The sequence below is a fragment of the Oceanotoga teriensis genome (genome assembly GCF_003148465.1).
Classification (GTDB): Bacteria; Thermotogota; Thermotogae; order Petrotogales; family Petrotogaceae; genus Oceanotoga; species Oceanotoga teriensis.
Genome location: NZ_QGGI01000007.1, coordinates 25384 through 40247, shown reverse-complemented (window position 1 = coordinate 40247; position 14864 = coordinate 25384). Strand labels below are relative to the sequence as shown.

At 26.6% G+C, this 14864-nt stretch carries 14 protein-coding genes; 10 read left to right on the top strand and 4 right to left on the bottom strand.

Features of this window, described 5'->3' with window-relative positions; genetic code table 11:
* Positions 1 to 52: 52 nt before the first annotated feature.
* Both C7380_RS06155 and C7380_RS06150 read right to left on the bottom strand, forming a co-directional pair.
* Positions 53 to 1807: a M3 family oligoendopeptidase gene (locus C7380_RS06155; protein WP_109604617.1), complete on the bottom strand. Its 1755-nt coding sequence runs from the start codon at positions 1805 to 1807 to the stop codon at positions 53 to 55.
* Between the two features lie 68 nt (positions 1808 to 1875).
* Entirely contained in the window at positions 1876 to 2544 is a 669-nt protein-coding gene (locus C7380_RS06150) for an MgtC/SapB family protein (protein ID WP_206050537.1), read from the bottom strand.
* Between the two features lie 211 nt (positions 2545 to 2755).
* On the opposite strand from C7380_RS06150, the gene C7380_RS06145 reads away from it, so the two are divergent.
* The 4 genes from C7380_RS06145 to C7380_RS06130 are packed head-to-tail and all read left to right on the top strand — an operon-like array spanning position 2756 to position 7706.
* Positions 2756 to 4564, top strand: a complete 1809-nt coding sequence (locus C7380_RS06145) for a DAK2 domain-containing protein (protein ID WP_206050536.1) — start codon at positions 2756 to 2758, stop codon at positions 4562 to 4564.
* A gap of 13 nt (positions 4565 to 4577) precedes the next feature.
* Positions 4578 to 5351: a DUF1295 domain-containing protein gene (locus tag C7380_RS06140; protein ID WP_170110822.1), complete on the top strand. Its 774-nt coding sequence runs from the start codon at positions 4578 to 4580 to the stop codon at positions 5349 to 5351.
* Positions 5352 to 5379: 28 nt separating this feature from the next.
* Positions 5380 to 6354: a YbgA family protein gene (locus tag C7380_RS06135; protein ID WP_109604615.1), complete on the top strand. Its 975-nt coding sequence runs from the start codon at positions 5380 to 5382 to the stop codon at positions 6352 to 6354.
* Positions 6351 to 7706: a deoxyribodipyrimidine photo-lyase gene (locus tag C7380_RS06130; RefSeq protein ID WP_109604614.1), complete on the top strand. Its 1356-nt coding sequence runs from the start codon at positions 6351 to 6353 to the stop codon at positions 7704 to 7706. The genes C7380_RS06135 and C7380_RS06130 overlap by 4 nt, the downstream gene beginning before the upstream one ends.
* Before the next feature lie 35 nt (positions 7707 to 7741).
* On the opposite strand, the gene C7380_RS06125 is transcribed toward C7380_RS06130, so the two are convergent.
* Entirely contained in the window at positions 7742 to 9139 is a 1398-nt protein-coding gene (locus C7380_RS06125; protein ID WP_158274805.1) for an alkaline phosphatase family protein, read from the bottom strand.
* A gap of 504 nt (positions 9140 to 9643) precedes the next feature.
* On the opposite strand from C7380_RS06125, the gene C7380_RS06120 reads away from it, so the two are divergent.
* Genes C7380_RS06120 through C7380_RS06100 form a run of 5 tightly spaced genes read left to right on the top strand, consistent with a single transcriptional unit; the run spans position 9644 to position 12739 of the window.
* Positions 9644 to 10897, top strand: a complete 1254-nt coding sequence (locus C7380_RS06120) for an MFS transporter (RefSeq protein WP_158274804.1) — start codon at positions 9644 to 9646, stop codon at positions 10895 to 10897.
* 5 nt (positions 10898 to 10902) lie between these two features.
* Positions 10903 to 11142 carry a hypothetical protein gene (locus tag C7380_RS06115; RefSeq protein WP_109604611.1) on the top strand — a complete coding sequence of 80 codons (240 nt, stop codon included), beginning with the start codon at positions 10903 to 10905 and terminating at the stop codon, positions 11140 to 11142.
* A 26-nt stretch (positions 11143 to 11168) separates the two neighbouring features.
* Positions 11169 to 11555: a hypothetical protein gene (locus tag C7380_RS06110; RefSeq protein ID WP_109604610.1), complete on the top strand. Its 387-nt coding sequence runs from the start codon at positions 11169 to 11171 to the stop codon at positions 11553 to 11555.
* 15 nt (positions 11556 to 11570) lie between these two features.
* Complete coding sequence (locus C7380_RS06105; protein ID WP_109604609.1) at positions 11571 to 12410, top strand: hypothetical protein; 840 nt, start codon at positions 11571 to 11573, stop codon at positions 12408 to 12410.
* A complete protein-coding gene (locus C7380_RS06100; protein ID WP_109604608.1) occupies positions 12407 to 12739 on the top strand; it encodes a DUF1475 family protein in 333 nt (110 codons plus the stop codon). Before C7380_RS06105 ends, C7380_RS06100 begins: the two co-directional genes overlap by 4 nt.
* Positions 12740 to 12772: 33 nt before the next feature.
* On the opposite strand, the gene C7380_RS06095 is transcribed toward C7380_RS06100, so the two are convergent.
* On the bottom strand, positions 12773 to 13294 hold the full coding sequence (locus C7380_RS06095; RefSeq protein ID WP_158274803.1) for an NUDIX domain-containing protein: 522 nt from the start codon (positions 13292 to 13294) through the stop codon (positions 12773 to 12775).
* Between the two features lie 203 nt (positions 13295 to 13497).
* Here C7380_RS06095 and mgtE point away from each other — a divergent pair, with 203 nt between their 5' ends.
* Positions 13498 to 14850 carry a magnesium transporter gene (mgtE, locus tag C7380_RS06090; protein WP_109604606.1) on the top strand — a complete coding sequence of 451 codons (1353 nt, stop codon included), beginning with the start codon at positions 13498 to 13500 and terminating at the stop codon, positions 14848 to 14850.
* Positions 14851 to 14864: the final 14 nt, after the last annotated feature.

The following is a 14864-nucleotide window of genomic DNA, read 5'->3' as shown; positions in this document are numbered from 1 at the left end:
CAATTTTTTTGGAGGTATCTTTTTGTTTTTTTGTAAAGGTTTGAAAATTTTATTATTTTAATTTATTTATCAATTCTCTTTCTACAAAGTCAAAACCTTTTTCCCAGAAAGATCTTTCTTTTAAGTTTATTCCGAGTTTTTCGAGTAATTTTTCTGGAGAGTCTTTTCCTCCGCTTCTCAATAATTCTTTGTATTTTGGAACGAATGATTTTCCTTCTTGTTTGTATTTTTCATATAAGGCTATTACCATTAAATTTGCAAAGTTGTATGCATAAACATAGAATGGAACATTGAATATATGAGGTATGCTTGCCCATTCATATTTATATTCTTCTGTCATTTTAACTGAGTCTCCAAACATTATTTCTAATTCATTTTTATATAGTTCTGAAAGTTCTTCCCAGTTTGCTCCACCGTTTTCTTGGATCATTTTATGGGATTGAATTTCGAATCTTGCAAACATATTTTGTCTAAACATAGTTGCAAACATATCTTCTATTTTTGAGGCTATAAAGGCTTGTTTATCATCTTCGGATAAATTTGGTAATACTTTGTCCATGACGAGCATTTCTCCAAATACAGAAGCTACTTCAGCCATAGTTAATGGTGTATGATAGTTCCACATGTTTTGATCTGAAGATAATGTTCCATGTACTCCATGTCCAAGTTCATGTGCAAGTGTCATAACATCTCTCATATTCCCAGTAAAGTTCATCAGTACAAAAGGTTTGTAATTAGGAATGATATATGAACAGAAAGCACCACCTCTTTTACCTTTTTTTATTTCTGAGTCTATTCTGCCATCATCAAAGAATGATTCTACTATTTTTCCAACTTCTTCATCAAATTCATAATAGGATTCGAGAACTATTTTTTTTGATTCTTCAAAGGTATATTCTTTGTTTACTTTTGACATAGGAGCATATATATCAGCTAAAGTCATATCTATTCCAAGTTTTTCGCCTTTCCATTTATAATATTTGTGTACCATAGGTGTTCTTTTGGTTGTTACATCTATTACTGTTTTTATTATTTCATCATCTACTTCATTTGCAAGATTTCTCATCGATATAGGTTCTTTAAAGTTTCTTAATTTGGATTCTGTGTCATAATGTTTTGCAATAGATGAATAAATATTTTCTATTATTATTTTGTCTTTTTCATATCTGTTAAAGAATTCATTCATAGCATTTTTTCTTATTTCTTTATCTGGGTTCATTCTTAAAGATCTAACTTGTGGGCCTGTCATTTCTTTTATTTGACCATCTATCGTTACTTGAAATTCATATGAGTTTGTTAGTCTTCCATATAATTCTCCAAAAGCACTTCTTGATGAATTATCGAGTGCAGATATAACTCTTTCAGCTTCTTCGCTTAGTATATGTTCTTTTGATTGTATTAGTTTTACTATTACATGTTTATAGTCTTTTAATTCTTCTGAATTCATGAGTTCTTTTAGTTTTTCTTCCGATTGTTTTAATAAAACAGGTTTCCAAAAAGATAATTCCATATCAATTTTTGTTTCATAATCCATAGCCAATGAAAATAATTTTTGTGCGTCTTCATTTATTGTAGATCTTGAGTAGTTTAAGTGAGCAAATTGTATTGCGAGTAACCCTTTTTCTAAGGCTTTATCATGTTCTTCAAAGAATTTTTTGAGTTCTTCAGGTGTTAATTCTGGATTTGATAGTTTTTGATAGTATTCATTTTTTACTTTTATAACGTTTTTTACCGTTTGATCGAGATCTTTTTTTATGTTTTCATCCTTCGCAGATTCATAAAAAAAATCTAATTTCCAATTAGACATTAAAATATCCCCCTTTATAGTTAGTCATACTAATTAATTATAGAATATTTTTTATGATTTAGTCAATATTAATCATCATCATCTGTATGAATTATCACGTTTTCAATGCCTTCAAGTAGTATTAAGTCTTTTTTTACATAAGGAATTTTGTCTTCTATTACATTTGTTAAGGTTAAATAAAATACTTTATCATTACTTTCTTCATAATCGAGTTCTTTTAACTTAACATGATATTTTAACAGAACTTCTACAACACTGTTTATATATTTTTTGCTTTTTAAATCTACTTGAATAGTTAAAGTGTCCCTTTTTCTCTTTTTTATAACTGAGTTGGATATGGCAACTATAAAAGTTAATCCAGTTGAAAACCATCCTATGAAATATTCTTCTGCTCCAAAGGATATTCCAATTGCTGCAGATATCCAAAGTGTAGCTGCGGTTGTCAATCCTTTTACTTTGTTTTGATATTTTAATATTGTTCCTGCACCAAGAAAACCTATTCCAGATACTATTTGTGCCGTAACACGTCCTGGATCGCCTGTACCTTCTATATAGAAAGTATTCATTGACATATAGGTTAGTATAGATGCTCCCAGTGATAATATTGCATGAGTTCTTATTCCTGCTGGTCTGTTCATCTTTTCTCTTGTGTATCCTATTAGAGCACCTGATATAGTGGCAAATATCATGGATACAATTATATGTGAATTTGTTGAAAAGATTGTCAAAAAGTCCATAAAAGTTCCCCCTTTTACTTTATATTTCTAATTATACCTTAAGTTTTTTTTATTTCAAATCTTTTTGTTTTAAGGTAAACAAATAAAATGTTTTATTTTATTATTTGACTTTTATGTTAATATAGTGTATAATTTTTTTGGGGCCAGGTGCATTTGATATGTACCCTGGCTTTTTGTTATTCTTTTTAACTTTTTATGAGGAGGAATTAAAATGAAGCTTGAAATTATAGATGGTGAAAAAATATATTATGCATTTTTTTCTGGTGGTAAAGAAGTTATTAAGAGTCAACAAAATTTGAATGATATAAATGTTTTTCCAGTTGCTGACGGAGATACTGGTACTAATCTTGCCTCTACTATGCATTCAATAATAGAGAAAAGTATTAAATCTGTATCTGTTTCTGAAACTTTGAGATCTATAGCTGATTCAGCTCTTTTAGGTGCAAGAGGAAATTCAGGTGCAATTTTTGCTCAGTTTATAAATGGTTTGAGTATAGGTATAGGTGATAAAGAAAAACTCAATATAGATGATTTTATAATGAGTTTAAATCATGCTGTTGAGTATTCATATTCGGCTGTTAATGAACCTGTGGAAGGGACTATGCTCACAGTAATAAGTGATTGGGTTCATTCAATGCATAGTTTGAGGAATAATATTTTGAATTTTACGGATTTATTTATTTATTCTCTTGATGAAGCTAAGAAATCTCTTGAAAAAACTCCAGAAAAACTTCAAATTTTAAAAGATTCAGGAGTAGTTGATGCTGGAGCAAAAGGTTTTGTTACTTTTGTTGAAGGAATTACAAAAGCTTTTAAAGAAAATCTTTTTAATAGTGAATATTATTCTGATAATTCAGATTCTTCTGTTTTTTATAATAGTATAGAAGAAAATCATTTTGTTGGAAATATAGATGATATAAAATTTAGATATTGTACGGAAGCACTTTTGCAGAATGATGAGAGGATAGATGCTGTAGCTATTAAAGAATCTATTAAGAGTTACGGTGATTCTTTAGTAGTTGTTTCTGGAAATGATAAATGTAGAATTCATATTCATACGAATGACCCTTCTAAACTTTTTTATACTTTAAAGAAATATGGAGACATAATCGAGGAAAAAGTTGATGATATGAAACTTCAATATAAAATAAATAATCTTGATAAAAAAAAGAGACGTATAGCTGTAGTTACAGATTCTACATGCGATCTTCCTCAAGATATTATTGATAAATATAATATACATATTTTGCCACTGTCTTTGTATTTTGGTAAGTCACATTTCTTGGATAAGGTTACTATTAAACCGGATCAGTTTTATGATTTGGTTGATAGTGAAGAAACCTTTCCTAAATCTTCACAACCAACTGTTAAATCTTTTCAAAATCTTTATTCTTTTTTGTCAAGTCATTATGATTCTATTATTGCAATTCATTTGACTAAAGAATTTAGTGGTACATGGTATAACAGTTTTAAAGCTTCAGAAAAGATAAAAAATAAAAAAATCACTGTTATAAATTCAAAACATTTATCTGCGAGTTTAGGAATGCTTGTTTTAAGAGCTGTGAGAGCTATTGAAAAAGGTATGGAGCATGATGAAGTTGTAAATCTTATAGAAAGTTTGAGAAATAAAACTATTAATCTTGTTTCGGTTAAAACTTTAAAGTATATGGTAAAAGGAGGACGTGTTTCTCCTTTGAAAGGTTTTATGGCTAAATTATTGAATTTAAAGCCTATAGTTTCTGTTGATAAGGAAGGAAACTCAAAGCTTTATGGGAAAGCGTTTAGTGAAAGAGCAAATTTTAAGAAGATCGTTGATATGTTGGATAATTTTAGTAATAGCGGGACTGATTTGAATTCTTATTGTGTAGTTCATGCTCATAATATGAAAGGTGCTTTGAAGATGGCAGATCTTGTTGAAAAAAGAATTGGTATTAAACCAGAATATATTATGGATATTTCTGCCATTGTTGGAATGAATTCTGGAAGAGGTGCTGTTAGTATAGGAGCTGTTTTAAATTAGAGGAGGAGATTTTATGAGTTTTTTGAATTATTATCTTACAGCGATTTTGGGAGTTTTTTTATATATGGTTATTATATTTTTTATAGCTAAATCTAAAGATAAGTATTCTATAGTTGATATAGGTTGGGGACCAGGTTTTGTTTTGATAGCATGGATTACTTTTTTATTGGAGAGTAATTTTGGTATTCATTCATTACTTACAACTATATTGATAACTATATGGGGTATGAGACTTGGTGTTTATTTATATGTTAGAAATGCTGGTAAACCTGAAGATTATAGGTATGTAAATATGAAGAAGGGCTGGAAAACGAATATTCCAACCAAAGCATTTTTTCAAGTTTTTATGCTTCAAGGTTTTTTGATGCTTTTAATATCTTATGCGATAATATCGGTAAATTATTCTTCTGCATCTGATTTTGGTGTTTTAGCTTTTATTGGATTGATTTTATGGATTTTTGGTTTTTTATTTGAAAGTATTGGTGATATGCAATTAAAGAAATTTGTTAGAAATAAAAAACCAGGTGAAGTTATGAAAACAGGTTTATGGAAGTATACGAGACATCCAAATTATTTTGGGGAATCTGTACAATGGTGGGGAATTTTTTTGATTTCTATAGAATCATCTAAAGATTTTTTTACTTTGATTACTCCCGTTGTTATAACTTATCTTCTTTTATTTGTTTCTGGTGTTCCTTTGCTTGAGAAGAAGTATAAGGATAATCCAGATTTTCAAGAATATGCAAGTAAAACATCAATTTTTTTTCCTTGGTTTCCAAAAAGGTAGAATAGTATAGTTTTTAGGAGGTTTGTTTATGAATTTTGTTAAACCAAAGGTAGTTTTATCTAAGTGTATAGAGTTTGCGGAGTGTAGATATAATGGACAATCTATATCAAGTGAAGTTGTTAAGATGCTTAAAGATTATGTAGAATTTATACCTGTATGTCCAGAAGTAGAAATAGGTTTGAGTATTCCAAGAGATGCCGTTAGAGTTGTTAGTGATGATGGATTATCCACTTTTAAGTTGAAACAAATAAAAACAGATAAAGATTTTACTTTTGAAATGAATGAATTTTCTGAAGATTTTATAAATAATCTTGAAGAGGTAGATGGATTTATTTTAAAGAGTAGATCGCCTTCTTGTGGATTAAATCAGGTTAAAGTGTATAGAAATACCGAAAAAGGAGCACCAATTTCCAGTAAAGGAAAAGGATTTTTTGGTAAAAAAATTTATGATTTTTTTTGTCCCAAACCCATTGAAGATGAAGGAAGACTTAATAATTTTAGAATTAGGAATCATTTTTTTACTGCGATTTTTTCTATAGCTTCTTTTAGAGAAGTTAAGAAAAATATGAATATGAAAAATCTTGTGGAATTTCATTCAAAGAATAAATTTTTGATTCTTTCTTATAATGAAAAAGAATTGAGAATTTTGGGTAAAATAGTTGCCAATAAAGATAAAAAAAGTATTGAAGATGTTTTTTTTGATTATGAAAAACATTTTCTGAATGTTTTTGAAAATATACCAAATCCAAATACGGCTTTAAATGTTTTGATGCATGTGATGGGATATTTTAAAGATAAAATATCTTCAGATGAAAAACAATTTTTTTTAGATACATTGAAATCATATAAGGATAAAAGAGTACCTTTGTCAGTTCCAAATCATATTTTGAAATCATGGATTATTAAATATAATGAAGAGTATCTTTCGAATCAAACTTTTTTTGAACCTTATCCAAAAGAACTTTATATCATAAGTGATTCTGGAAAGGGTAGAAATTTATGATTGAAAAAGATAGATTAAAAAATTTGAATAATTTAAAAAATTTATCTGGAGAATATTTGATTTACTGGATGCAAGCATCTGTTAGGGTTGAATATAATCTTGCACTCAATTATTCTATAGATTTATCAAATCAAAAGAATGTTCCTTTGATAGTTGTTTTTATTTTGGATGAGAAATATCCAAAAGCAAATTTTAGACATTTTAAGTTTTTGATTGAAGGACTTTTAGAGGTTGAAAAAAAATTGAAAGATATGAATATAAGTTTTTATATTTTGAATGGTTTTGATGATTTTATTGCCATTTCTAATAGAGCTTTAGGTGTAATTACTGATAGAGGCTATTTGAAAATTCAAAGAGAATGGAGATCTTTTTTATCTGAAAGAATTAATATTCCTTTGGTACAAGTTGAGGATAATGTTTTGATTCCAATTGAAACTGTTTCTAATAAAGAGGAGTATTCTGCCGCAACATTGAGAAGAAAATATTTAAAACTAAGAAATGATTATATAAGAGATCATAAAATATCTATTTATAGGGGAAGTAGTTTTGATATCGATGTTAAAAAAAAGCATTTTGATGATTTTAATAGTATTGAAGATATTTTGAATTCATTGAGTTTGGATCTATCTGTTAAAGGTAGTTTTTTTGAAGGTGGTTATGAAAAAGCCAAAGTGTATTTGATAGAATTTTTGAATAATAAGATTTTAAAATATGATGAAAAAAGGAATGATCCTGTTTTTGATTATCAATCAAATTTGAGTCCATATCTTCATTTTGGAAATATTTCTCCAATAGAAATAGCTTTTGAAGCTTTTAAGTTGGGAGATATTTGCGAGCCATTTTTAGAAGAACTTTTAGTAAGACGTGAACTTGCGATAAATTATATTTTTTATAATCCTTTTTATGATAGTGTAAAAGGTATTAATGATTGGGCTATTAAAACTTTGAGAGAACATGAATCAGATATCAGAGAATATGTTTATTCTCTGGAAGAGTTTGAAAAAGCTGAAACTCATGATGTATATTGGAATTCAGCTCAAAATGAAATGAAAATAACTGGAAAAATGCATGGATATATGAGAATGTATTGGGGAAAAAAGATTTTAGAATGGACTTCTAATGTTGAAGATGCTTTTAATATAGCTATTTATTTGAATGATAAATATCAAATAGATGGTAGAGATCCAAATAGTTATACTGGAATAGCTTGGTGTTTTGGTAAACATGATAGAGCTTGGAAAGAAAGAAATGTTTTTGGAAAGATAAGATATATGAATGATAATGGTCTTAAAAGAAAATTTGATATAGATTCATATGTTGAAAAGATTGATGATTTAAAAAATAAACTCTGATTTCCATTTTGGAAATCAGAGTGTTGGAATTTAAATTATTCAAGTATTAAATATGGAACAAACATATTTTCATATCTCATCTGCCCAAATTTAGGACCATTTTCACCATTATAAATACCATAATCTGAAGTTATTATTATTTTACCATCGAACTGTTCATATATTTGTTTTATGTAATCATCTATTATTTTCATTTGATTCATTATACTTTCATAAGATGTATCCGATTTTTTTGATTCTTCTTCTATGGAATGAAAATGACTTATTATAAAGTTTTTATCCAGATTTTCTATAGTTTTTTGAAATGTTTCATCATCGTATTGAAGGTTTTGGTTTAAATCTTTTGTTATTATTGGTTCTATACTTGTATCTAAAATTTTATTATTGCCTTCTATATAAGCAGATGTCATACCAAATTTTGATAAGTATTCAAATATATCTGGAGTATAGATTTTTTTGTATGAATTATCATATATTTTGTTTTCATTGGGTGATTTTCCCGTTATTATTGCAGCCATTCCTGTATTTTCTTCGGGTTTAAAAACAGTTAGGGCTCTACTGGCAACATTTTTTTCAGCGAGAAACGGTGCATATCCATCATTTATTGCTTTTAAATAATCATGGTATCCAAGCCCGCTTATAATTATTATTAGAACATTTTTATCTTGTTTGATATAATGCACGCTATCCGTATAAGCATCTTTTACTGAGTATACTGGAGAATTTAATATTATTCCTTTTATATTTTTTAGTATTAATTGACCATTGTTTGATATATAATCAAATGAATTTTGATTTATTTCGATGAATCCATCTTTATAATATACAGATTCACCATCTGATGATATTATTAAGGTTCTATTTCCTTTTATATTTGGAATTTTTTCAGTATTTAAGATATCTTTTTTTTCATATATTGTACTCTTATAAGAACTGTTATTTTCTATGTTTTCAATATTTTCAATTTCAAATTTTTGATCATAGGAATAATCTAATAGAGCATTTGCCGGAGTTAATTTTAATATATTATTTTCGGGTTCTATTATATTTAAACCTATTTCATTGAATTCATTTTTTGCAGATTTTATTATTATTTTATTTAAGTTGTTTATATTTGTTTTTTGAGAATGATTTACATTTATCAATGTTAGTCCATTGTCTTTATCGAATACGATTAAAGATTCTTTTAAGTATTTATCAGATATTTTTATCACTTTATCAGATGAAGCAGAGTAAAAATATACATCATATTCATTTTCGAGTGGTTTGGCAATTTCTATCAATTCATTTAAAAGTATTGATTTATAATCTTTTTTATCTATTTCGATGTTTTGTATATTTAAACTTTTTAAGATATTTTGATCTACAGGATTTTGAACATCTCCAGATATTTGAATATTTGGAATGAATTCAAAGTTATTCTTTTTTAGCATTAATCCACCAATAAAGCTTAAGATCATAAGAATTATTAATATAATGATAATAATTATGGTTTTTCCCCTCATTTAAATCACCTTTCTATTTAGTTTATATATACTTTATTATAACATTAAATTCTATAAAAATGTTCTTTTTTTGTTGAACAAGTGATTTTTTAAAAAAATGATAAAAAAAGGTGGAAGATATTATCTTCCACATAACATAAATATTTGAGGGGCTTACTATTGTTACTTGCTACTCGTTTCTATTATTGTTGCACTCTAATATACCATTAATCACGTTACCAAATTGTTAAACAAGTAACATGATTAATAAATTAGTGTAAATATACATAATGTTTGTTTTGTTAATCTTTAGATTACAAAATTCCACTTAAAGTATAGCAAATTTATTTATATTATTCAAGTTATTTTATGTTTCATTTTTGGTTAAGATTTAATTTTTTGTTAATATGTTTTAAATATTTGAAACTTGTGATTTGTATTTGGAGGTGTTTCATGAAAGATTATTTTAAAGCTTTTAAAAATATAAATAAGAATATGAAATTACTTTTGATGATAGAATTTTTAGTTGGGTTTTCATTGATAGGTGGTATTACAAATGTACTTCAAAATATTTATATCATTAGAATGGGTTTTGATGAAGCTTTTATAGGTGTTTTTAGTGGTGTTGGACTTATTATAATTTTGATGTTTACACCTATTTCAGCTATTTTAGGCAATAAGCTTGGTATAAAGCGTAGCATGATTTTAGGTATTCTTTTTTCTTTGATAGGTATAGGTCTCATTCCATCGGTTATGTTTTTTCCTGATAAGATTAGATCATTTTTATTGTTTTTTTATAATTTTATTGGAGGTATGGGAATAGCTTTTTATATTGTTAATGTTAATCCATTCATTATGAAAAATACTAATGAGTTTGAACGTACACATGTATATTCTGCAAAATCTGCAATAACACCTATTGGAGGATTTATTGGAAGTGTTTTTTCTGGATATATTACAAAGTTTTTTTCTGATTTTTTTGATGTAAATATTAAAGAGAGTCCATTGCCTTATAGTTTTACTTTGTTTATTACACCTTTGATATTATTATTTGTTTTATTTTTATTTTATAAAATGGATGATTCTATTAATCTTTATATTGATGAAGATAATGATGAAAATACTTCTAATATACCTTTTAATATAATGATAATAAGTTCATTAGTTTTATTTTTTATGATTGCATCCGAAATTTCTATGCGAAATTATATTAATGTATATTTGGATAAGATTTTGTTTATAGATACTTCAAGCATAGGATGGATTTTGGGATTTGGACAATTGATTATTATTCCAGCGGCATTGAGTACACCTATTTTAAAAAAGTATTTTGGACTTGCGAATACTTTTGTTTTATCTACTATTCTTTTAATATTTTCTATGATTCCAATAATTATTTATGATAATGTTTATGCAGCATCTTTGAGTTTTATTTTAATAGTTTCTTTTACTAATATAAGCAGAACATCTATTACTATATTTTCTCTTGAGAGTGTTAAACAAAAGTATCATACTTTTTTGTCAGCAGTTCAAACTATTTCTTCTACACTTGGTTCAGCTTTGATAATTTTTAGTGGTGGTTTTTTGATAAAAGATTATGGTTATAATATGCTTTTTTTATTTGCTACTTTTTTAACTATTTTTTCTGTTATTTTATTTTATTTATATTTTTATGTTATTAATAAATCTTTTATTAATGGGAAGTGATTGAATTGAAAAAAATTTTAATAGTATTTAATTTTTTATTTTTTTCCATTATATTTTCTTATGTTTTGGAGTACGATGTTTTTACCGATGGTGCAACATCTACTATGATTTGGAATATCGAAAAGTTGAATGAGAGAGTTGCATATGAATCAAAACTTGATGAAATTTCTCAAGAATATATTTATTTTGATGATATTTTGCAGGAATGGATATATGAAGATTCTTTAAAATCAAAAAAATTGTAGCTGTTAGAAAAGGTGATTATGTAGATTTGAAAATCTTTGAAAAAGATGTTTTGATAAAAACAGAATCTTTAAATTTGCCTAAAAATGCTATGTGGTTTCAAAATCCAGACTTTTTTTTGATAAAATATTTTAAAGAATATGATGATAATTTTAAATTTTTTTTGATAAATCCAGATGATTTAAAGATTAATATTTTTAATGTTGAATATTTGGGTGAAGAAGAATTAGATATTCATGGTAAAAGTTTTTTAACTGACAAGTTTAAGGCCAGTGTAAATATCTTTTTAGGTATTTCATTTAATACTTATTATTGGTATAGGTCTTCTGATAGTAGGTTTTTAAAGTTTAAAACGGAGGCTTTTTTACTTTTTTCAGAGAGTTTGACGACAGTATCCAAAGAGTATATTTATTAAATTAGGAGGGATTTTATGAAAAAAATTTTTATTTTGAGTTTTATTTTTGTGTTCAGTCTCATTTCTTTTTCTTCATTTTTAAATTCTGAGAATAATCCTTTTGAAATCAAATTAGATTATAATAATGGATTTACAAGTGTTTTATATCATACTATAAGATCTGGTAAAAATTCTGGTGTTTTAGGAGATTCTATAGATTTAGTTAAAACTGGTGGACAAGATATTTTATTTCCTTATAGTAGGTATAATGTATCTGCTAATTTTTTTAATAATCATAATATTATATTTTTGTATCAACCTTTAACAGTTAATACTCAGACTTTTTTTAAAGATCCTGTAGTTTATGATAATGTTACTTTTAGTGGCCCTACTAAGATTAAATATGGATTTGATTTTTGGAGAGTAAGTTATCTATATGACTTTATAAATAATGATGAATGGCTTTTGAGTGCGGGACTTTCTTTGCAGGTTAGAAATGCTTCTATTGTTTTTGAGAGTAATGAGGGAAATAAACTTGCAATTACCCAAAATGTTGGTCCTGTACCGATAATAAAAGCAAGAGTTAAGAAGAATTTTGATAATTGGTATATTGAAATGGATGGAGATGGTTTTTATGCTTCTTCAGCATTCCTAAACGGTTCTAATTTTGCATTTGAAGGTTCTATTTATGATGTTGTATTAAAAAGTGGTTTGTATTTAAATGATTATTTAGAAACTTATTTAGGGTTTAGAGTTATAGGAGGATCTGCAAAGGGAACTTCTCAATATAAAGATAGTTATAATCAATCTGAAGAGAATTATTCAGAAAATTATTTGACTACATTTAATGTTATGATTGGATTTGTCTTAAAATGAAAAAAACTATTTTAATTTGGTCTATAACTCTATTTTTGATAATGGTTTTAACTTTAATTTATGGTTTTTGGTTTGGAGATTTTTTTCAAGAAGGCAATATTTTACTTGGTATAGCTTGGGGTATAGTGAGTTTAATAGATGTTTATGTGGGTTTTTTGATCATGGTTTTTTGGGTTATCTATAGAGAGAATACTTTGATGGCAAAGATTTTATGGAGTATTGGTTTTTTGATATTGGGTAATGTTTTGGTTTTACTTTATATAATTAAGAATGTTTTTGAATCTAATGGAGATATGAAAATATTTTTTGGTGGAAATAAACTTAAATGAAAGAATTAAATCCAAGAGAAATTTCTCTTGGATTTAATTTATTTTTTGTATATTTAATATTGTGGGATTTTTTTCTTGATCATAATTTAATTCTATGAAATATTTATTTTTATCCATTATGTAAGGAAGAGTTAGTTTATCTATAGAAGATAATTTTAAATTTTTTAGTTGAGATTTTTTATACCAACCAAGAATTCCTTCATTACATGTTTTAAGAGATTGTTTTTTTATTTTAGCAGTAAAAATAAAAAGAATCCAATTGTAATTTTCAGGACCTGTTTCAGATGTTAATACTTGAAATTCTATATTTTCTAATTCGAATGTAGTTTCTTCTAAGAACTCTCTTTTTACAGCTTGTTCAATGGTTTCATTTTTTTCAACTTTTCCACCAGGTGGTACTAAGAATCCTTTGAATGGCTCTTTATATCTGTTCAATAAAAGATATTCATTTTCTTCATTTTCTGCAAAACATACTACAGCAAGTCTTTGTTTTTCATTTTTTTTAATTTTTTTATAAGGTATATTTATCTTATTTTCATTCAAAAATTTATCCAATTTTTTCACCCCTTTTTATTATAACATTCTATTTAATGTAAAATGATTTTTATGTTTAAGTTTTTATTGTATAATTCGTTTGGGAGGTGATTATTTATGAGTAATGAAGATTCTGTTCCGGATAGTAGTTGTATTTATAAAGGGGTATTAATCATCTCCTTTAAAGGTTTTGATTTTTATCTCTGAACTTAGGAGGTAAAATTATGTTTAAAACAGATGATATTGTGAAGATTATGAATTTCATATCAGAAAAAAATTTTTCTGATTTAAAAGCTATTTTGAAGGATATGAATATAGTTCATATCAGTGATTTAATAGAAGAGCTTCCAACAGTTGAAGCTTTGATAGTTTTCAGACTTTTATCTAAAGATATTGCAGTTGATGTTTTTTATTATCTTGATAAAGATTATCAACAAAAAATTATTGAAAAGATAACCGATGAGGAAACACAATATTTATTGAAAGAATCGCATTTTGATGATATGGTTGATTTGATAGAAGAAATGCCAGCAGCAGTTGTTAAAAAAGTTATTAAGAATACAGATGAAAATAGAAGAAATATGATAAATAAATTTTTAAATTATCCTGATTTTTCAGCCGGTAGTATAATGACTTTAGAATATGTATCTTTAAAAGAAGGTATGACAGTAGAACATAGTATTGAACATATAAAAAAAGTTGCTAAAGATGTTGAAACTATTTATACTGCATATGTTTTAAATTCTTATAGAAAACTTGTTGGAATAATTTCTCTTAGAAATCTTTTGATTGCAGATGAGAAAGAGTTTGTAAAAAATATAATGACGGAAACTGATATCATAAGTTGTAAAACACTTGATGATCAGGAGGATATTGCAAGAAAGTTTAGAAAGTATGATTTGAATACTATTCCAGTGGTTGATAATGAGGGTTTGATGACTGGAGTTATCACTGTTGATGATATAATAGATGTAATAGAAGAGGAAAATACAGAAGATTTTGAAAAGATGGCAGCTATTGAGCCCTTGAATGATGATTATTTGAATACTAAAACTTTTACACTCGCGAGAAAAAGAATAACATGGTTGATAATTCTTATGGTTTCAGCATCTCTTACAGAACTTGTGATAGGAAGATCTAAGGAAGTTTTAGAATCAGTTGCAATTTTAGCTTCATTTATACCAATGTTAATGGATACTGGAGGAAACTCTGGATCTCAGGCATCAACTTTAATCATAAGAGGATTGGCTCTTGATGAAATAAAATTTCAAGATATATTTAAAGTTATTTTTAAAGAGTTTAAAGTGAGCCTCATAGTGGCATCTGCTTTATCTTTTTTGAATTTTTTAAGAATTTATTTTATTTCAGGTGTAGATATAAGGATTGCTTTTTTAGTTGGTATTACTTTGTTTTTGACTGTTGTAATTTCTAAGATAATTGGAGCTATTTTACCTATGTTTGCTCAAAAACTTAAACTCGATCCAGCTATAATGGCTGCTCCACTCATAACAACTATTGTTGATACTACTGCTTTGCTCGTTTATTTTGGTTTTGCAAAGTTGATTTTGAATATATAATATAAAAGCTATCT

Bases quoted from the DNA above. Each gene is read 5' to 3' on its own strand.
- C7380_RS06140 (WP_170110822.1), top strand. From the start codon at position 4,578: ATGAGTTTTTTGAATTATTATCTTACAGCGATTTTGGGAGTTTTTTTA.
- mgtE (WP_109604606.1), top strand. From the start codon at position 13,498: ATGTTTAAAACAGATGATATTGTGAAGATTATGAATTTCATATCAGAA.
- C7380_RS06135 (WP_109604615.1), top strand. From the start codon at position 5,380: ATGAATTTTGTTAAACCAAAGGTAGTTTTATCTAAGTGTATAGAGTTT.
- C7380_RS06130 (WP_109604614.1), top strand. From the start codon at position 6,351: ATGATTGAAAAAGATAGATTAAAAAATTTGAATAATTTAAAAAATTTA.
- C7380_RS06100 (WP_109604608.1), top strand. From the start codon at position 12,407: ATGAAAAAAACTATTTTAATTTGGTCTATAACTCTATTTTTGATAATG.
- C7380_RS06125 (WP_158274805.1), bottom strand. From the start codon at position 9,139: ATGCTAAAAAAGAATAACTTTGAATTCATTCCAAATATTCAAATATCT.
- C7380_RS06120 (WP_158274804.1), top strand. From the start codon at position 9,644: ATGAAAGATTATTTTAAAGCTTTTAAAAATATAAATAAGAATATGAAA.
- C7380_RS06150 (WP_206050537.1), bottom strand. From the start codon at position 2,544: ATGGACTTTTTGACAATCTTTTCAACAAATTCACATATAATTGTATCC.
- C7380_RS06105 (WP_109604609.1), top strand. From the start codon at position 11,571: ATGAAAAAAATTTTTATTTTGAGTTTTATTTTTGTGTTCAGTCTCATT.
- C7380_RS06145 (WP_206050536.1), top strand. From the start codon at position 2,756: ATGAAGCTTGAAATTATAGATGGTGAAAAAATATATTATGCATTTTTT.
- C7380_RS06155 (WP_109604617.1), bottom strand. From the start codon at position 1,807: ATGTCTAATTGGAAATTAGATTTTTTTTATGAATCTGCGAAGGATGAA.